This is a genomic window from Streptomyces sp. NPDC049954, assembly GCF_040656295.1.
GTDB lineage: Bacteria > Actinomycetota > Actinomycetes > Streptomycetales > Streptomycetaceae > Streptomyces.
The window spans coordinates 66,977-85,241 of the sequence record NZ_JBFALS010000003.1 but is presented as its reverse complement, the minus strand read 5'-3'; the positions used below and the strand labels follow the sequence as shown (position 1 = coordinate 85,241).

The 18,265-nt window shown below is 73.0% G+C and carries 17 protein-coding genes and 1 pseudogene; 12 read left to right on the top strand and 6 right to left on the bottom strand.

Translation table 11 applies throughout. The features are described from left to right. Positions 1–22: 22 nt before the first annotated feature. Positions 23–1,084 (bottom strand): cation diffusion facilitator family transporter, encoded by a 1,062-nt coding sequence (locus AB0J21_RS06905; protein ID WP_363144787.1) that lies wholly within the window; start codon positions 1,082–1,084, stop codon positions 23–25. Between the two features lie 177 nt (positions 1,085–1,261). Here AB0J21_RS06905 and AB0J21_RS06900 point away from each other — a divergent pair, with 177 nt between their 5' ends. Together AB0J21_RS06900 and AB0J21_RS06895 are read left to right on the top strand one after the other, a co-directional pair. Then, entirely contained in the window at positions 1,262–2,356 is a 1,095-nt protein-coding gene (locus AB0J21_RS06900) for a helix-turn-helix domain-containing protein (protein WP_363144786.1), read from the top strand. Beyond that, positions 2,353–2,901, top strand: coding sequence for a hypothetical protein (locus AB0J21_RS06895; protein WP_363144785.1), 549 nt, complete (start codon positions 2,353–2,355; stop codon positions 2,899–2,901). The genes AB0J21_RS06900 and AB0J21_RS06895 overlap by 4 nt, the downstream gene beginning before the upstream one ends. Before the next feature lie 51 nt (positions 2,902–2,952). On the opposite strand, the gene tesB is transcribed toward AB0J21_RS06895, so the two are convergent. The 3 genes from tesB to AB0J21_RS06880 all read right to left on the bottom strand — a co-directional run bounded on the left by tesB (position 2,953) and on the right by AB0J21_RS06880 (position 5,367). Next, positions 2,953–3,831 carry an acyl-CoA thioesterase II gene (gene tesB, locus AB0J21_RS06890; RefSeq protein WP_363144784.1) on the bottom strand — a complete coding sequence of 293 codons (879 nt, stop codon included), beginning with the start codon at positions 3,829–3,831 and terminating at the stop codon, positions 2,953–2,955. A gap of 5 nt (positions 3,832–3,836) precedes the next feature. Then, positions 3,837–4,994, bottom strand: a complete 1,158-nt coding sequence (locus AB0J21_RS06885) for an acyl-CoA dehydrogenase family protein (RefSeq protein WP_363144783.1) — start codon at positions 4,992–4,994, stop codon at positions 3,837–3,839. Positions 4,995–5,181: 187 nt separating this feature from the next. After that, a complete protein-coding gene (locus tag AB0J21_RS06880) occupies positions 5,182–5,367 on the bottom strand; it encodes a hypothetical protein (RefSeq protein ID WP_363144782.1) in 186 nt (61 codons plus the stop codon). Positions 5,368–5,549: 182 nt separating this feature from the next. On the opposite strand from AB0J21_RS06880, the gene AB0J21_RS06875 reads away from it, so the two are divergent. Together AB0J21_RS06875 and AB0J21_RS06870 are read left to right on the top strand one after the other, a co-directional pair. Further along, positions 5,550–6,113: a Uma2 family endonuclease gene (locus AB0J21_RS06875; RefSeq protein ID WP_363144781.1), complete on the top strand. Its 564-nt coding sequence runs from the start codon at positions 5,550–5,552 to the stop codon at positions 6,111–6,113. Positions 6,114–6,135: 22 nt separating this feature from the next. Beyond that, complete coding sequence (locus AB0J21_RS06870; protein WP_363144780.1) at positions 6,136–6,774, top strand: nucleoside/nucleotide kinase family protein; 639 nt, start codon at positions 6,136–6,138, stop codon at positions 6,772–6,774. A 52-nt stretch (positions 6,775–6,826) separates the two neighbouring features. Here the strand turns inward: AB0J21_RS06870 and AB0J21_RS06865 are convergent, their stop codons facing one another. Continuing rightward, positions 6,827–7,417 carry a TetR/AcrR family transcriptional regulator gene (locus AB0J21_RS06865; RefSeq protein WP_363144779.1) on the bottom strand — a complete coding sequence of 197 codons (591 nt, stop codon included), beginning with the start codon at positions 7,415–7,417 and terminating at the stop codon, positions 6,827–6,829. Between the two features lie 109 nt (positions 7,418–7,526). Between AB0J21_RS06865 and AB0J21_RS06860 the strand changes: the two genes are divergently transcribed. The 5 genes and pseudogenes from AB0J21_RS06860 to AB0J21_RS06840 form a co-directional block, all read left to right on the top strand. Beyond that, positions 7,527–9,197 carry a carboxyl transferase domain-containing protein gene (locus AB0J21_RS06860; protein WP_363144778.1) on the top strand — a complete coding sequence of 557 codons (1,671 nt, stop codon included), beginning with the start codon at positions 7,527–7,529 and terminating at the stop codon, positions 9,195–9,197. 74 nt (positions 9,198–9,271) lie between these two features. Beyond that, positions 9,272–11,251, top strand: coding sequence for a biotin carboxylase N-terminal domain-containing protein (locus AB0J21_RS06855; RefSeq protein ID WP_363144777.1), 1,980 nt, complete (start codon positions 9,272–9,274; stop codon positions 11,249–11,251). Continuing rightward, on the top strand, positions 11,248–12,192 hold the full coding sequence (locus AB0J21_RS06850; protein WP_363144776.1) for a hydroxymethylglutaryl-CoA lyase: 945 nt from the start codon (positions 11,248–11,250) through the stop codon (positions 12,190–12,192). Before AB0J21_RS06855 ends, AB0J21_RS06850 begins: the two co-directional genes overlap by 4 nt. A gap of 29 nt (positions 12,193–12,221) precedes the next feature. Next, entirely contained in the window at positions 12,222–13,394 is a 1,173-nt protein-coding gene (locus AB0J21_RS06845; RefSeq protein ID WP_363144775.1) for an acyl-CoA dehydrogenase family protein, read from the top strand. A 336-nt stretch (positions 13,395–13,730) separates the two neighbouring features. Beyond that, positions 13,731–13,979 (top strand): annotated as a pseudogene (locus AB0J21_RS06840) (helix-turn-helix transcriptional regulator); the annotation flags it as partial. Positions 13,980–14,015: 36 nt separating this feature from the next. Here AB0J21_RS06840 and AB0J21_RS06835 read toward each other — a convergent pair. Then, positions 14,016–14,909, bottom strand: a complete 894-nt coding sequence (locus tag AB0J21_RS06835) for a sugar phosphate nucleotidyltransferase (protein WP_363144774.1) — start codon at positions 14,907–14,909, stop codon at positions 14,016–14,018. Between the two features lie 148 nt (positions 14,910–15,057). On the opposite strand from AB0J21_RS06835, the gene AB0J21_RS06830 reads away from it, so the two are divergent. The 3 genes from AB0J21_RS06830 (at position 15,058) to AB0J21_RS06820 (ending at position 18,228) form a co-directional block, all read left to right on the top strand. Then, positions 15,058–15,423: a hypothetical protein gene (locus AB0J21_RS06830; protein WP_363144773.1), complete on the top strand. Its 366-nt coding sequence runs from the start codon at positions 15,058–15,060 to the stop codon at positions 15,421–15,423. A gap of 295 nt (positions 15,424–15,718) precedes the next feature. Continuing rightward, complete coding sequence (locus tag AB0J21_RS06825; protein ID WP_363145207.1) at positions 15,719–16,549, top strand: siderophore-interacting protein; 831 nt, start codon at positions 15,719–15,721, stop codon at positions 16,547–16,549. 224 nt (positions 16,550–16,773) lie between these two features. Then, positions 16,774–18,228, top strand: coding sequence for an aspartate aminotransferase family protein (locus AB0J21_RS06820; protein ID WP_363144772.1), 1,455 nt, complete (start codon positions 16,774–16,776; stop codon positions 18,226–18,228). Positions 18,229–18,265 lie beyond the last annotated feature (37 nt).

Here is an 18,265-nt window from a genome sequence, read left to right as displayed (position 1 = left end):
CGCGGAACGGGCCCGGCCACGCTCACGCGTCCCCCCACGGGCTGAGCCCCGCCCGTCTGCGCTGTCCGCCGCCCGGGGTCGGGTCGAGGTAGACGCGGCGGATCTGCGGGAAGCGTTCCCGCAGCTGGTTCTCGGCGTTCTCGCAGGCCCACTCGATCTGCGCGGCGGTGGAGGCGTCCTTGAAGTCGATCTTCGCGGCGACCAGGGCCTCCTCGGGGCCCTGCACGAGGGTGACGAGTTCGAGGACGGCCTCGACGTGGGCGGTGGCGAGCAGTTCCTCGCGCACGGCCTGCCGCACCCGCGGGGGCAGCGGGCGGCCCACCAGGAGTTCGGCGTTGGAGCGGCCGAGGACCCAGGCGACCCACACGAGCAGCAGGCCGATGAGGATCGAGGCGATCCCGTCGTAGACGCCGTCCTGCGCGAGGTGGGAGGCGGTCAGCCCGGCGGCGGCCAGGACGAGTCCGACGAGCGCCGCGGAGTCCTCCAGGACGACGGCCTTGACCGTCGTGTCGGTCGTCCAGCGCAGGTGGTGACGGAACGGGACGCTGGTGGCGCGCGCCTCGCCCGCCATCTGCCGCAGCCCGGTGCGCAGCGAGTAGCCCTCCAGCAGGAAGGCGAGGGCCAGCACGACGTACGAGACGACCGGGTTGCCGATCTTCTCGCCGTGGGTCAGCGTGTGGACCCCGTCGTAGACCGAGAAGACGGCACCGCCGACGAAGGTCGCCACCGAAGCGAGCAGCGCCCAGATGTAGCGCTCGTGTCCGTGGCCGAGCGGGTGTTCCTCGTCGGCGGGCCGGACGCTGCGTCTGAGGGCGAGCAGCAGGAGGAGTTCGGTGACGGTGTCGGCGACCGAGTGGGCGGCCTCGGAGAGCATCGCGGAGGACCCGCTGATGAGCCCCGCGACGAGTTTGGCGGCGGCGATCCCGAGGTTGGCCCCGGCCGCGACGAGCACGGTGAAGGTGCTTTCCCCGGTGTCGCCGGTCCGGCCGCCGGCAGGGCTGCCGCCGGGGGCGACCCCGTCTTTGGCGACCGGTTCTCGGGGCTGCTCCGGTACAGGTCCCGGTGGGCCATGCCTGCTGCTCATAGGCGCGCAGTATGCCGAGCGGCGGCAGTCGGGAGCGGCTGGACACGCCACGTCGGCCGCCCGTGTCGTGCCGGCACACCGCGCGTACCGGCCCACTGAACCAGTCGGTCCCCACCCTGAGCCAACGTTCACGCACAGACAGTTACCAGAAAGGGTGCACTGTGCTAAATTCGCACAATGGATATCGGGGCACGCGTCGCCGAGGCCAGGGCGGAGCACGGCGTCACTCAGGCGCAGCTGGCGGCCGCCACCGCCATGGAGCGGACGGCGCTGGCGAAGATCGAGTCGGGCAGTCGCCGGGTGAGCGCCGTGGAGCTGGTGGCCATCGCGCGTGAGCTGGGGCGGCGGGTGGAGTGGTTCGTCGAGGAGTCACCGCCGGCTCTCGCCTCGTACCGGGGCGCGCAGGAAGGGGTGGCACGGCAGGCCATCGACACGAAGCTGGAATCCGTCGCTCGCGACACCGAATTCGTCACCGGCCACTGCCCGGAGCTGGTCGCGCGACAGCCGGACCCCCTGCCGTGCCCCGGCACCCCAGAGGAAGCGGAGGAACTGGCGACCCGCGCGCGCGAGCTCCTCGGACTGGCGCCGGGGCAGCCCGCTCACGACTTCTCACACATCGTGTCGGCCATCGGGCTGCTGATCTTCTCCGTGGACCTCAAAGAGGGCGCGGATGCCGGTACGGTGCTGCTCAGACGCGGTGGGGTCGCCGTCGTCAACGGGCACAGGCTGGTGGGCCGTCGCCGCCTGGCAGCCGCGCACGAACTCGGCCACTACCTCATCGCGGACGAGTTCTCCCTGGACTGGCGCATCTCCGCCGAGGCCCAGGGCATCGAGGCGAGACTGGACCGGTTCGCGCGGGCACTGCTCGTCCCCGCCGAGGGCCTGCGGGAGTGCTGGAACGCGTGGTTGTCCGATCCCGGCGAGACGTGGCGCGACGCCGCGGTGCGTGCGGCCAGCCACTACGGGGTGGACATGGCAACGCTCGCGCGCAGGCTCGTCGAGCTCGGCATGGCGGACGGCAGCCGCGCCAACGACATCCGCCACGTCCAGACGAAGCAGGCCGACATCGTGGAGAAGAACCTCGTCGTCCGCCAGGACCTCGCGCCGGTCGCGCTGCCCCGTACGTACGCGCGGGCCGTGCTGAAGCTCTACCGCCGCGAGGTGATCACAGCCGACCGGGCGCTGGCCCTGCTCCACGGCACCTTCGACGAAGCCGCTCTCCCCGATCTCCCCCCTGTGCAGGAGTCGGAGATCTGGAACGTGACGTCGTGACCGAGGACGGGACGGCTTATGTGCTGGACACCGGTCCCCTGAGCCACTTCGCGAAGGCACAGTGGCTCGGCGTCCTCAAGAGCGTGCTCAAGGGCTGTCGCGTACTGATCCCCGACGTCGTCGAGGAAGAGGTACGCAGGGGAGTGGACCGCCATCCCCACCTGCACGCCGTGCTCGGCGCCGACTGGATCACGACGGTCACCCTGGACTCTCCGGCCCAGTTACGCGCCTTCGCCCACTATGCGAGCCACCTGGTCGGTGACAACGGACGGAACGTCGGGGAATGCGGCGTACTGGCGCTGGCCGAGAGCCTGCCGCCGGGCACCGTGGCGGTCGTCGACGACCGGGTGGCCGTCGAAGCCGCCCGGGGTCGACCTGTCCTGGTGCGCGGCAGCCTGGGGCTGATGTGCGAGGCGATCCGCACCGATCAGCTCACCGTCACCCTGGTGTCCGAGATGGTCGACGACCTGCTCAGAAGTGGGTACCGGCTGCCCTTCAAGCCGGGCGGCTTCGCCGAGTGGGCCAAGCGCGAGGGCACCTTCTGAACGGGGCCGAACCCTTCGGGACAGTCCCTTCGGGCACGCCCCCGCCCCCCGTCAGCGTTCGCGTGGGACGCGGATCACGCCCTCCTGGATCACCGAGATCGCGAGCCGTCCGTCCTGGGTGTAGATCCTGGCCTGGCCCAGGCCCCGGCCGCCCGAGGAGCTGGGGGACTCCTGGTCGTACAGGAGCCATTCGTCGGCGCGGAAGGGGCGGTGGAACCACATCGCGTGGTCGAGGCTCGCGCCGACGACGTCGCCCACGACCCAGCCGCCGCGCCCGTGGGCGAGCAGTACCGAGTCGAGCAGCGTCATGTCGGACACGTAGGTGGCCAGGCACACGTGCAGCAGCGGGTCGTCGGCGAGTTTGCCGTTGGTGCGGAACCACACCTGGGAGCGGGGCTCTCGGGGCTGTCCCGCCGTCGCGTACGGCGGGGCGTCGACGTAGCGCAGGTCCACGGCCTCCCGGGCCTGGAGCAGTTTGCGCACGACCTCGGGGGAGCCGATCGCGTCCCCGTAGCGCGGCAGCAACTCCTGGGCGGTCGGCAGGGTTTCGGGCTCCGGTGCGGACGGCATCGGCGCCTGGTGCTCCAGCCCCTCCTCGTACGTCTGGAAGGAGGCGGACAGGTGGAAGATCGGCTGGCCGTGCTGGATCGCGACGACCCGCCGCGTCGTGAACGAGCGTCCGTCCCGGATGCGGTCGACCGTGTAGACGATCGGCGCGCCCGGGTCGCCCGCGACCAGGAAGTAGGCGTGCAGCGAGTGCGCGAACCGGTCGGCGGGCACGGTGCGGCCGGCCGCGACGAGCGCCTGCGCCGCGACCTGCCCGCCGAACACGCGGGGCACGAGGGCGGGCCGCGACTGGCCCCGGAAGATGTCCTCCTCGATCCGCTCCAGGTCGAGCAGGTCGAGGAGATCGTCGAGTGCTTCGCTCACCGCGGTCAGAGGCCCATGCTCTTGGCGATGATCATCTTCATGACCTCGCTGGTGCCGCCGTAGATCCGGTTGACGCGGTTGTCGGCGTACAGGCGGGCGATCGGGTACTCGTTCATGTAGCCGTAGCCGCCGTGCAGCTGGAGGCAGCGGTCGATGACGCGGGCGGCGACCTCGGTGCAGAACAGCTTGGCGCTCGCGGCCTCGGCGGCGGTCAGCTCGCGGCGGTCGTGGGCCTCCAGGGCCCGGTCCACGACGGCCTCGGCGGCGTCGACCTCGGCCTTGCAGGCGGCCAGTTCGAACTTGGTGTTCTGGAACGCGGCGACCGGCTTGCCGAACACCGTGCGGTCCTGCACGTAGCTCTGGGCGAAGCGGATGGCGGCGGCGGCCTGCGCGTAGGCGCCGACGGCGATGCCGAGGCGCTCCTGCGGGAGGTTCTGGCCGAGGTAGGAGAAGCCCTTGTTCTCCTCGCCGAGCAGGTCCTCGACGGGGACCTTGACGTCGCTGAACGACAGCTCGGCCGTGTCCGAGGTCCGCAGGCCCAGCTTGTCGAGCTTGCGGCCCACCGCGTAGCCCTCGGACGTGGTGTCCACGACCAGCAGCGAGATGCCGAAGCGGCGGTCGTCCTCCTTCGGCGGGGCGGTGCGCGCGCACACGATGACGCGGTCGGCGTGCACCCCGCCGGTGATGAAGGTCTTCGCGCCGTCGAGGACGTAGTGCGTGCCGTCCTCGGACAGCTTCGCCGTCGTCTTCATCCCGGCCAGGTCGGAGCCGGTGCCGGGCTCGGTCATGGCGATGGCGAACATGGTGCGGCCCGCCACGAAGTCCGGCAGCCAGCGCTTCTTCTGGTCCTCGGTGGCGTACGCCTTGAGGTAGGGCAGGCACAGCGCGACGTGCACGCCCGAACCGCCGAAGGACACGCCCGCGCGCGCCGTCTCCTCGCTCAGGATCGCCTGGAACTTGAAGGACTCCTCGCCGGCCCCGCCGTACTCCTCGGGCACCTCGATGCCGAAGATGCCCAGCTCACCGAGCTTGTAGTAGAAGTCGCGCGGCGCCTGCCCGGCGGCCAGCCACTCCTCGTGGACCGGGACGACCTCGCCCTCGATGAAGGCCCGGATGGTCTCCCGGAACGCCTCGTGGTCCTCGTTGTAAACGGTACGGCGCACTGACGCCACCCTCCTTCGGCGGCCGACGGGGCCGGTCCGCGCGGTACGTGCACAGGCGGGGCGCCGGGACATACTAAGCGCCCGCTCACCTTGAAGTTACCCGTACGTATTGCGGGTGTCCAGAGCGGACGGCGGCGGCGCGCGGACCCTCCGGGGGCGTGCGCCCGGCGAGGGCACGACGCCCTCGTCACACCGAGCAGGCCCCGTCCCCGCCGCGCGGCCGCTGCGCCCGGGTCGACACCATGAGCGCGGCCATCTCGTCCTCGTCCAGCTCGTCCTCGCCGTCCACGACGGGGTCCATCCCCACGGGCTCGGGCTCGGCCTCCGGCGGCGGACCGGCCGTCAGCTCCCCGAGCGGGATGAAAGCGGTCATGGGGCACCTCCGGGGGTGGTGAATCGGGCCGGGACCGACTCTACGCGCGGGGGCCGCACCTGCGTACGAGGTATCGCCCGCGCCGGGTTCTCAGCAGAGAACCGAGCCAGGACCTCGTACGCTGGGACCACACCCGCCGGAGGCATGCGCAGGCCGCCGACCGGAAGAGGAGGCGTACAGGGATGAGTGTCGCCATGGACCACACCGGGCCCTGGACGGTCGCCGACGTTCTGGCTCTCCCCGAGGACAGGGCGAACCGTTACGAACTCATGTGGGAGTCCCTCGTCGTGTCACCTGCGCCCGGAATCCGCCATCAGCGGGCCTCGTACCACCTGCACACTCTCCTGCGCGCCGCCGCCCTGGCGGCCGGGGCCCCGGTGGAGGTCCTGGAGGCCGTCAACGTCGTCCTTCCCTCCGGTCTCACCGTCCCCGACCTCGTCGTCGTGGACAGCGCCGCCACCGACGACGACCCCGTGAGCCTGGACGCGGAGGCCGTGCGGCTCGTGGTCGACGTGGTCTCCCCCGGCAACCGGTCCATGGACCGCAAGGTCAAGCCGTTCCTCTACGCCGAAGCCGCCATTCCGCACTTCTGGCGGCTGGAGCTCGCTCCCGCGCCCCTGCTCGTGATCCACGAACTGGAGGGCGGGCGCTACCGGGAAGTGACCACCGCGCTCCCCGGTGCGACGAGCCGCCTCACGGCTCCGTACCCCGTGGAGCTGGACCCGGCCGTGCTGACGCGCAAGTAGTCCGGCGGGCACAATGCCGCGCATGCCCCCTCGCCCCTCCCCTTCCCCCTCCCCCGGTCACCTGGTGGACCGCGCCCGGCGTCTCGTCGTTCCCGGGCGGCGGCGGGTGCTGGGGATCGCCGGGGCGCCCGGGGCGGGGAAGTCGACGCTCGCGCAGCGGCTCGTGGCGGGGCTGGGCGCGGACGCGGTGCTCGTGCCGATGGACGGGTTCCATCTCGCGCAGGCCGAACTGGAGCGGCTGGGGCGGGCCGGGCGGAAGGGCGCGCCCGACACCTTCGACGCCGCCGGGTACCTGGCCCTGCTGCGGCGGCTGCGCGCGCCGGTCCCGGGCGAGGTGGTGTACGCGCCCGCCTTCGACCGCGCCCTGGAGGAGCCCGTGGCCGGGTCCGTGGCCGTCCCCGCCGAGGTCCCGCTCGTCGTCACCGAGGGCAACTACCTGCTCGTGGACGAGGGGCCCTGGGCCGGCGTGCGGGGCCTGCTGGACGAGGCGTGGTTCCTCGCGCCCGAGCCGGAGGTCCGGGTGCGGCGGCTCGTGGCCCGCCACGTGCGGTTCGGGAAGTCCCCGGCGGACGCCGAACGCTGGGTCGCCGCTTCGGACGAGGCCAACGCGCGGCTCGTGGAGCGGTACCGGGGGCGGGCGGATCTCCTCGTACGCACATAGGGCCCGCCGCCATACGGATGCAGGACCGCCACCGTAGGGACACGGCGGCCCCTCACACCGTCCCGAAAGCCCCCCGCGCCAGCCGGTGCAGCAGGGCCGCCATCGCCTCGCGGCCCATCGCCTCGCCGCCCGGCTGGTGCGGGGTCGAGTTGAGCAGGCCGAAGACGGCGTGGACGGTCGCGCGGGCGGTGGGTTCGGCGGTGTCGGGGCGGGCCTTGCGCAGGGCCTCCACCCACAGTTCGACGTACTCGCGCTGGAGGCGGCGCACGCGGCGGCGGTCCTCCGGGCGCAGGCGGTCGAGCTCGCGGTCGTGCAGGACGATCAGGGAGCGGTCGTCCAGGGCGAAGTCGATGTGACCGGCGATGAGGGAGTCGAGGACCGCTTCGGGCGGGCCCCCGGTGGAGCCGAAGCGGGCCCGGCCGCCCGCGAGCAGGCGTTCGCTGATGCCGACCAGCAGTTCGGCGAGCATCGCGTCCTTGCCCGGGAAGTGGCGGTAGAGCCCGGGGCCGCTGATGCCCACGGCGGCGCCTATCTCGTCGACGCCGACCCCGTGGAAGCCGCGCGCGGCGAAGAGGCGGGCCGCCTCCTGGAGGATCTGGTCCCGTCTCGTCGGCGCGTCGGCGCCCACTGGCCTGGTGCTCATGAAAAGCCATTGTAGACAAGGCCGTTAGCGCTCGTTAACCTGAGCGCCATACGTTAACGCTCACTAACCGCCGGGCGGCGCGGCCCGGCCAGCGAGGGGGCTCGACCGCATGGCGGAACAGACGACGGCAGAGCGCTCTCCCTCGGGGGGCGCCGAGTGGCGGGCGCCCGTGCTGGGCACCGCCGCCGATCCCTCCTCGGAGACCTGGCGGGCCAACGAGGCGGCGCACACCGCGCTCGTCGCGGAGCTGCGCGACCGGCTGGCCCGGGCCCGGCTCGGCGGCGGGGAGCGGGCCAGGGAGCGGCACGTGGCGCGCGGGAAGCTGCTGCCGCGCGACCGGGTGGACGGACTGCTCGACCCCGGTTCGCCCTTCCTGGAGCTGGCCCCGCTCGCGGCCGAGGACCTGTACGGGGGCGCCGCCCCGGCCGCCGGGGTGGTGGCCGGGATCGGCAGGGTCTCGGGGCGGGTGTGCGTGGTCGTCGCGAACGACGCGACCGTCAAGGGCGGCACCTACTACCCGATGACGGTGAAGAAGCACCTGCGCGCGCAGGAGGTGGCGCTGGAGAACCGGCTGCCCTGCGTGTACCTGGTGGACTCGGGCGGCGCCTTCCTGCCGATGCAGGACGAGGTGTTCCCCGACCGCGAGCACTTCGGGCGGATCTTCTACAACCAGGCGCGCATGTCGGCGGCGGGGATCCCGCAGATCGCCTCCGTGATGGGCTCGTGCACGGCGGGCGGGGCGTACGTCCCGGCGATGAGCGACGAGGCCGTCATCGTGCGCGGTCAGGGCACGATCTTCCTGGGCGGTCCGCCGCTCGTGAAGGCCGCGACCGGCGAGGTCGTCACGGCCGAGGAGCTGGGCGGCGGCGAGGTCCACTCGCGGGTCTCGGGCGTCACCGACCACCTCGCCGAGGACGACGCGCACGCGCTGCGCATCGTGCGCGACATCGTCGCGACCCTGCCGGGGCGCGGCGCCTCCCCGTGGGCGGTGCGCGCCCCCGAGGAGCCGAAGGTGGACCCGTACGGCCTGTACGGCGCGGTGCCCGCCGACTCCAGGACCCCGTACGACGTGCGCGAGGTGATCGCCCGGGTCGTGGACGGTTCGCGGTTCCACGAGTTCAAGTCCGAGTACGGGCAGACCCTCGTGACCGGTTTCGCGCACGTCCAGGGGCATCCGGTCGGCGTCGTCGCGAACAACGGGATCCTGTTCTCGGAGTCCGCGCAGAAGGGCGCGCACTTCGTCGAGCTGTGCGACCAGCGCGGGATCCCGCTGCTCTTCCTCCAGAACGTCTCCGGCTTCATGGTCGGCCGCGACTACGAGGCGGGCGGCATCGCCAAGCACGGCGCGAAGATGGTGACGGCCGTCGCCACGACCCGCGTCCCGAAGCTGACCGTCGTGATCGGCGGGTCCTACGGGGCGGGCAACTACTCGATGTGCGGCCGGGCCTACAGCCCCCGCTTCCTGTGGATGTGGCCCAACGCCAAGATCTCCGTGATGGGCGGCGAGCAGGCCGCCTCGGTTCTCGCGACCGTCAAGCGCGACCAGCTGGAGGCGCGCGGCGAGGAGTGGTCCGCCGGGGACGAGGAGGCGTTCCGCGCCCCGGTCCGCGCCCAGTACGAGGAGCAGGGCAACGCCTACTACGCGACGGCCCGGCTCTGGGACGACGGCGTGATCGACCCGCTGGAGACCCGGCGGGTGCTGGGCCTGGCCCTGAGCGCCTGCGCGCACGCCCCGCTGCCGCAGAAGGGCGAGGCGGGGTTCGGGATCTTCCGCATGTGACCGGCCGCAGCAGGCCCCGCGACCCGCGCCCCAGCCCAGCCACCGCACATACCGCGAAGTCCGAGAGAGGTGCCATGTTCGACACGGTTCTGATCGCCAACCGGGGGGAGATCGCGGTCCGCGTGATCCGCACCCTGCGCTCCCTCGGGATCCGCTCGGTCGCGGTGTACAGCGACGCGGACGCGGGTGCCCGGCACGTACGGGAGGCGGACGAGGCGGTGCGGATCGGCCCGGCTGCGGCCGCCGAGAGCTACCTGTCGATTCCCGCGCTGCTCACGGCGGCCCGGGCGAGCGGGGCGCAGGCCGTGCACCCCGGCTACGGCTTCCTCGCGGAGAACGCGGGCTTCGCGCGGGCCTGCGCCGAGGCCGGACTCGTGTTCATCGGGCCGCCCGCCGGGGCCGTCGAGCTGATGGGCGACAAGATCCACGCGAAGGAGACGGTGCGGGCGGCGGGCGTCCCCGTCGTGCCCGGCTCCTCGGGCAGCGGCCTGAGCGACGCCGAACTCGCCGAAGCGGCCCGGGAGATCGGCATGCCCGTACTGCTGAAGCCCTCGGCGGGCGGCGGCGGCAAGGGCATGCGGCTGGTCCACGAACCAGCGCGGCTGGCCGAGGAGATCGCCGCCGCGCGCCGGGAGGCGCGGTCCTCCTTCGGGGACGACACGCTGCTCGTGGAACGCTGGATCGAACGGCCCCGGCACATCGAGATCCAGGTCCTCGCCGACGGCCACGGCAACGTCGTGCACCTCGGCGAACGCGAGTGCTCGCTCCAGCGCAGGCACCAGAAGATCGTCGAGGAGGCGCCCTCGGTCCTGCTCGACGCGGCGACCCGCGCGGCGATGGGCGAGGCGGCCGTGCAGGCGGCCCGCTCGTGCGGCTACACGGGCGCGGGCACGGTCGAGTTCATCGTGCCGGGCGACGACCCGTCCGGGTACTGCTTCATGGAGATGAACACCCGTCTCCAGGTCGAGCACCCGGTGACGGAGCTGGTCACGGGCCTGGACCTGGTCGAGTGGCAGGTGCGGGTCGCGGCCGGGGAGCGGCTGCCCTTCACGCAGGACGAGATCGCGCTGACCGGTCACGCGGTGGAGGCCAGGATCTGCGCCGAGACGGTGACCGTGCTGGACGGGACCGTCCAGTTCCTGCCCTCCGGCGGCACCGTGCTCGCGCTCCGCGAGCCGGACGGGGACGGGCTGCGCACCGACTCGGGGCTGAGCGAGGGCGTCGAGGTCGGCAGCGCCTACGACCCGATGCTGTCGAAGGTCGTCGCGTACGGCCCGGACCGGGAGACGGCGCTGCGCCGGCTGCGGGCCGCGCTCGCCCGCACGGTGACGCTGGGCGTGCCGACCAACGCGGGTTTCGTGCGCCGGCTGCTGGCCCATCCCCGGGTCGTGTCGGGGGACCTCGACACGGGCCTCGTGGAGAGCGAGGCGGCCGGGCTGATCCCGGACGAGGTGCCCGAGGCGGTGTACCTCGCGGCGGCGGCCGTCCGCGCGGCGGCGCTCGTCCCGGCCGAGGCCGGTCCGCCCGACCCGTTCGCGGCCCTGGACGGCTGGCGCCTGGGCGGCCCCGCGAAACCGCTCCTCGTCCCCCTGCGCGTCCCGGGCGAGGAGCCCGTGACGTACGAGGCCCCGGCGGACGCCGAGGTCACCGACACCGAGGTCACGGTGACCGTGGACGGGCGCCGCGTGCGTTTCGTCCGGGCCGGGCAGTGGCTGGGCCGGGACGGCGACGCGTGGGAGGTACGGGACCACGATCCGGTGCTCGCGGCGCTGCGCGCGGCGGGCGGCGGGCCGGGCGCCGAGGCGCTGACGGCGCCGATGCCCGGCACGGTCACGGTGGTGAAGGCGCAGGTCGGCGACGTGGTGAGCGCGGGTCAGAGCCTGCTGGTGGTGGAGGCGATGAAGATGGAGCACGTGATCAGCGCCCCGCACGGGGGGACGCTCACCGAGCTGGCGGTGCGCGCGGGCAGCACGGTCGCGATGGACGAGGTCCTCGCGGTCGTCACCGCCCCGGCCGAGGCCGTCAGCCCCGTGGGCGAGGAGGTCCCGGCATGAGCGCGGTCGCCCTGCCCATGACCGTGCCCGCGCCCGGGCTGCCCGCCCGGATCCGTATCCACGAGGTGGGCGCGCGCGACGGGTTGCAGAACGAGAAGGCGACGGTGCCGACCGGGGTGAAGGCCGAGTTCGCGCACCGGCTGGCCGCTGCCGGTCTCGACACCATCGAGGCGACGAGCTTCGTCCGCCCCGAGTGGGTCCCGCAACTCGCCGACGCCGAGGAGCTGTTCCCGCGCCTCGCGGACCTGTCCGGGGCCGGGGTGCGGCTGCCGGTGCTGGTGCCGAACGCGCGGGGCCTGGAGCGGGCGCTGGCCCTCGGGGCCGACCGGGTCGCGGTCTTCGCGAGCGCCACGGAGAGCTTCGCGAAGGCCAACCTGAACCGCACCGTGGACGAGTCCCTGGCCGTCTTCGCCCCCGTCGTGGAGCGGGCCAAGGGGGCGGGCTGCCACGTCCGGGGCTATCTGTCGATGTGCTTCGGGGACCCGTGGGAGGGCGCCGTGCCGGTGGAGCGGGTGGTGCGGGTCGCGCGCGCCCTGCTCGGCATGGGCTGCGACGAACTGAGCCTCGGCGACACGATCGGCGTCGCGACCCCGGGCCACGTGACGGCGCTGCTGAGCGCGCTCAACACGGCGGGCGTGGCGACCGGCCGGATCGGCGTGCACTTCCACGACACGTACGGGCAGGCCCTGTCCAACACGCTGGCCGCGCTCCAGCACGGGGTGACGACGGTGGACGCCTCGGCGGGCGGCCTGGGCGGCTGCCCCTTCGCGAGGAGCGCGACCGGCAACCTCGCGACCGAGGACCTGGTGTGGATGCTGCGGGGCCTCGGCATCGAGACCGGCGTGGACCTCGACGCACTCGTCTCGACCAGCCGGTGGATGGCCGAGCACCTGGGCCGCCCCTCCCCCTCCCGCACGGTCCGCGCCCTCGGCCCCGCCTGATCGTCCCCTCTCCCCAAGGAGCACGCCGCATGTCCCTGGACCACCGCCTCTCCGCCGAGCACGAGGAACTCCGTCGCACCGTCGAGGAGTTCGCGCACGAGGTCGTCGCCCCGAAGATCGGGGACTTCTACGAACGGCACGAGTTCCCCTACGAGATCGTCCGCGAGATGGGGCGGATGGGCCTGTTCGGGCTGCCCTTCCCCGAGGAGTACGGCGGGATGGGCGGCGACTACCTCGCGCTCGGCATCGCGCTGGAGGAACTGGCCCGCGTCGACTCCTCGGTGGCCATCACCCTGGAGGCGGGCGTCTCGCTCGGCGCGATGCCGATCCACCTGTTCGGCACCGAGGAGCAGAAGCGCGCGTGGCTGCCGAAGCTGTGCGCGGGCGAGGTGCTGGGCGGTTTCGGGCTGACCGAGCCGGGCGCGGGCTCCGACGCGGGCGGCACCCGGACGACGGCCGTCCTGGACGAGGCGAGCGGCGAGTGGGTGATCAACGGCTCGAAGTGCTTCATCACCAACTCGGGCACCGACATCACGGGCCTGGTCACCGTCACGGCCGTCACCGGGCGCAAGGAGGACGGCGCCCCGCGCATCTCAGCGATCATCGTGCCCTCGGGCACGCCGGGGTTCACGGTGGCCGCGCCCTACTCGAAGGTCGGCTGGAACGCCTCCGACACGAGAGAGCTGTCCTTCCAGGACGTACGGGTCCCCGCCGCGAACCTGCTGGGCGAACAGGGCCGGGGCTACGCCCAGTTCCTGCGCATCCTGGACGAGGGCCGGGTGGCCATCGCGGCGCTCGCGACGGGGCTCGCGCAGGGCTGCGTGGACGAGTCGGTGAAGTACGCGAAGGAACGGCACGCCTTCGGCCGCCCGATCGGCGCGAACCAGGCCGTCCAGTTCAAGATCGCCGACATGGAGATGAAGGCGCACACCGCGCGCCTGGCCTGGCGCGACGCGGCCAGCCGCCTGGCCCTGGGCGAGCCCTTCAAGAAGGAGGCGGCCCTCGCGAAGCTGTACTCCTCGACGATCGCGGTGGACAACGCCCGCGAGGCCACCCAGATCCACGGCGGCTACGGCTTCATGAACGAGTACCCGGTGGCCCGCATGTGGCGCGACTCCAAGATCCTGGAGATCGGCGAGGGCACGAGCGAGGTCCAGCGCATACTGATCGCCCGCGAACTGGGGCTGCCGACGGCGGCGTAGCCGGCACGGGGGCCTCGGGGCCTCTCGGGGCCTCTCGGGGCCTCTCGGGGCCTCTCGGGGCCTCTCGGGGCCTCTCGGGGCCTCTCGGGGCCTCTCGGGGCCTCTCGGGGCGAGGGTGGCATACGCGCGCCACCGGCGCACGGACGTCCGGACGCCTTGTGCGTGGCGCCCACCTCCCCCGTACGCTGCCTCCTCCGGACGGCTCGGGAGGTGTGTGCGGCGGAGCACTCCCCCGCCTCACACCCCTACGACCGGACCACGAGGGACGACGAGGACGACAAGGAGCGAGGCAGAGAAGCACGCCGAGTGGCGGACCCGGGGGTGCGCGCGCCGGCCCTGGGGCAGGCGGTTCACGATCGACGCACCGCACTCGGGCTGTCGCAGGCCGAGGTGGCCAGGCGGGCGGGGATGAACCAGCCGCAGATCTCCGCGATCGAAGGCGGTGACTCGCTGCCCGCCCTGCCCCTGCTGACCCGGCTGGCGAAGGCCCTGGACGCGTCCCTCGCCATCGGCCTCGACGGCGACTCGTCCTCGTTCGCGTTCACGGCCCGTCACGGGCCCGGCGGGCACTCGACCGTCGCCTGACCGCCCTCGGGCCCACCGCCGCCCCGCCCGGCCCGTTCAGACCTGCCGGTGCTCGCTCTGGCGCGCCAGTTCGCGCAGGGCGGGGCCGTACGCGGGGTCGGCCAGGGCGTGGGCGAACTGGGCGGTGAGGTACGCCGAGGGGTTGCCCGTGTCGTACCAGCGGCCGTGGATGACCTTGCCGTGCACGGAGTGCCGCGCCGCGCAGGTGTGGAAGGCGTCGGTGAGGTAGATCTCGCCCTCGGGCCGCTCGTACCAGCGGTCGGTCATGGCCTGGAGTTCCTCGATGATCTGCGGCGTCACGACGTATCCGCCGACCGCCGCGAAGGAGGAGGGCGCGTCCTCGGGCGCGGGCTTCTCGACTAGGCCCGCGATGCGCATGAGCCCGTTCCCGAGGTCCTCCTCCACGACGGGGACGCCGTAGCGGCGCGACTCCTCCGGTTCCATCGCCATGAGCGCCACGATCGGGCCGCCGGTCGTGTCGTACGCCTCGACGAGCTGACGCGCCCTCGGCACCTCGGCCACGAACACGTCGTCGGGCCACAGCACGAGCAGCGGCTCGTCGCCGAGGTGGCGGGCCGCGTTGAGCACGGGCGTGCCGTTGCCGTAGGGGCCCTGCTGGTCGAGGTAGGTGAGGTGGCCGCTGCGGGAGAGCTCACCGATCTCCTCGACGGCGTCCGCGTAGTCGCCGTGCCCCTCGGCGCGCAGCCGGCCCACGAGCACCGGGTCCGGGCGGAAGTGGTCGTGCACGAGGCCCTTGCCGCCGGAGACGACGACGGTGATGTCGGTGACGCCCGAGTCGATCAGCTCCCGGACGGTGTGCTCGATCACCGGCCGGTCGCCGACCGGCAGCATCTCCTTGGGCATGGCCTTGGTGAGGGGAAGCATCCGGGACCCGATCCCGGCGGCGGGCACGACAGCTCTACGGATCATGGCGGGGAACCTACCAACGACAGCGGGACGAGGGCCGCAGCCGCGCTTTGCCCGTCGGCGTTTGTCCACCACCGGAACGCAACCTTCCGGGGCCGCCCGGGTGACCTGTACGGCAGAACCACTCCGTGCGCCACCTCCAGGGGGAACCATGCGCCGTACCGTCCGCACCACCGTCACCGCCGCCTCGCTCACGCTCCTGCTGGTCCTGCCGCTGTCCGCGTGCGGGGGCGGGAAGAAGGCGGTGAGCGGGAAGCGTGCCGAGGTCCGGCACAGCGTGGACCACGAGCGGACGTGCTCGAAGAAGTCCCGCAAGTCGACGTCGCGGAAGAGTTCCTCCACGCGCTGTCACACGCACGACAAGGACCTGTGGTGCGTCGCCCTGAACGACGTGGGCGGCGACCGCGCCAGGGACCGTGTCTGGTACGAGGTGAAGCGGGACGTCTACCGCAAGGCGCAGGGCACCCCGGTGGGCGGGAAGCTCACGTTCACGCCGGTGGACGACGACTGCGACTGAGCGGCGCCCCGGCACCCCCGGGCGTGAAGTCGGCCCCCCTCGGGTGACCGGGGGGACTGGTGTGCGCGAGGGCCCTCTCCCCAACGAGCGAATCTAAGGTTAGGCTAACCTTCCCGGCCGTCACCGGTTCCTCGCGAGAGACTGTCCGCCGCGCACCGCACCCGCAGGAGGTCCGCACTTGACCGCCGTCGACACGACGACCGTCCACCGCCCGGCCGCCGCTCCCGCCACCGGTGCGCCGCATCGTGGACCCGGGGCCGGACCGGCCGTCCCGTTCCGGTTCTTCGCCTTCGCGGTGCGCCGTACGGAGCGGCTGAGCCCCTCACTCCTGCGGGTCCGTCTCGGGGCGCCGCCGGGGCCGGTCCCCGCGGGCTGCGCGCCCGTCGGGGGTTTCGCCTCCGGTGGCCGCGACCAGTCGCTGTCCCTCTTCCTGCCGCACCCCGGACAGCGGGAGCCGGTGGTCCCGGCCGAGGCGGGCGAGGGCTGGTTCGCGGCGTGGCGCGAACTGCCGGAGGACGTACGGGCCGTCATGCGCTCGTACACCCTGCGCGGCCGGCGGGTCACCCCGGAGGGCGGGACGGAGATCGACATCGACTTCGCGCTGCACGGGGACGGCGGCCCCGCTTCGCGCTGGGCGGCCTCGGCCGTCGCGGGCGACCGGGTCCTGGTCCTCGGACCCGCGATCCGCGACAACAGCGCCGTCCGCTTCCGGCCGCCGGCCGAGGCCGACTCGCTCGTCCTGTGGGCCGACGAGACGGCCCTGCCGGCCGCCGCCGCGATCCTGGAGGCGCTGCCGCCCGGGCTGCCCGCCGACGTGTGGATCGAGGTCGGGGACGAGGCCGGCCGCATCCCGCTCACCACGGCCGCCGACGCCCGCGTCACCTGGCTGCCGCGCACCACCCCAGGTACCCCGGACAGCCTCGCGGCGCTGCGCGCCCACCGGTTGCGCGGCACCGCGCCGTACGCGTGGATCGCGGGCGAGTCCGGCACCGTGCGCGCCCTGCGCCGGCACCTCGTGCGCGAGCGCGGACTCGACCGGCGCTCCGTCACCTTCACCGGGTACTGGAAACGCGGGATGAGCGAGGAGCAGTTGCGCGCGAGCGCGGTGCGGCAGGAAACCGACTAGGAGAGCCGCGAGAGACCGCCGGGGCACCGGCGGCTTCTCGTCATGTCCGGTGGCACGAAGGCCAGTTCGGGCGGCGTTCCGCCCCCTTTCACCCGGGTGCGGACCTGACGGGGCGACAGGTTTCGGACAGACCCCCGGCACGGGCCGCCGCGATCTCGATGTTAGGTTAGCCTTACCTAAGTCCAGCCCCCCGCTCCGTCCCCTCACCCAGGAGGACCGTTTCCATGAGTCTTCTCGCGCCCAGGTCCCAGCTCCTGAACGACCTGAACGCGGAGGGCTACCGCCGCTCCGTCACCGAAGGTGTCGAGCGCGTGGCAGCACGGCTCGCCGGGACCCGCCGCCCCTTCACGGGTGCCACCCCCGACCAGCTCGCTCCCCGGATCGACGCCGTCGACCTCGACAGCCCGCTGCACGACAGCGCCGCCGCCCTCGACGAGCTGGAGACGCTGTACCTGCGCGACGCCGTCTACTTCCACCACCCCCGCTACCTCGCCCACCTCAACTGCCCGGTGGTCATCCCGGCGGTGCTCGGCGAGGCCGTCCTGTCCGCCGTCAACTCCTCGCTCGACACGTGGGACCAGTCCGCGGGCGGCACGCTCATCGAGCGCCGGCTCATCGACTGGACCGCCGGGCGGATCGGCCTCGGCCCGGGCGCCGACGGGGTGTTCACCAGCGGCGGTACGCAGTCCAACCTCCAGGCGCTGCTGCTGGCCCGCGAGGAGGCCAAGGCCCACCCCCGCGCCCTGCGCGTCTTCGCCTCCGAGGTCAGCCACTTCAGCGTCAAGAAGTCGGCGAAACTCCTCGGCCTGGAACCGGACGCCGTGGTCTCCGTCCCCTGCGACCGCGACAAGCGCATGCAGACCGTGGCCCTCGCCCGCGAACTCGACCGCTGCGTCGCCGACGGGCTGGTGCCGATGGCCGTGGTGGCGACCGCCGGGACCACCGACTTCGGCTCGATCGACCCGCTGCCCGAGATCGCCGAACTGTGCGCCCGGCACGGCACCTGGCTGCACGTGGACGCCGCGTACGGCTGCGGGCTGCTCGCCTCCCCCACCCGCAGGCACCTGATCGACGGCATCGAGCGCGCCGACTCGGTCACCGTCGACTACCACAAGTCCTTCTTCCAGCCCGTCAGTTCCTCGGCCGTCCTGGTCCGCGACGCGGCCACCCTGCGGCACGCGACGTACTACGCCGACTACCTCAACCCGCGCCGCACGGTCGAGGAACGCATCCCCAACCAGGTCGACAAGTCCCTCCAGACCACGCGCCGCTTCGACGCGCTGAAACTGTGGATGACGCTGCGCGTGATGGGCGCCGACGGCATCGGCCAGCTCTTCGACGAGGTGTGCGAACTGGCCGCCGAGGCATGGACGTTGATGGCCTCCGACCCCCGGTACGACGTCGTGGTGCGGCCCACGCTCTCGACGCTGGTGTTCCGCTACGTCCCCGGCTCCGTCGCCGATCCGGCCCGGATCGACCGGGCCAACCTGTACGCCCGCAAAGCCCTGTTCGCCTCCGGGGAGGCCATCGTCGCCGGGACCACCGTCGGCGGACGCCACTACCTGAAGTTCACCCTGCTCAACCCCGAGACCACGGTGGCCGACATCGCCGCCGTCCTCGACCTCGTCGCCGGCCACGCCGAGCAGTACCTGGGAGACAGCCTTGTCCACGCGTCCTGACACCGCCACCGGGCCCTTCCCCTCGCGCGCGCGACGC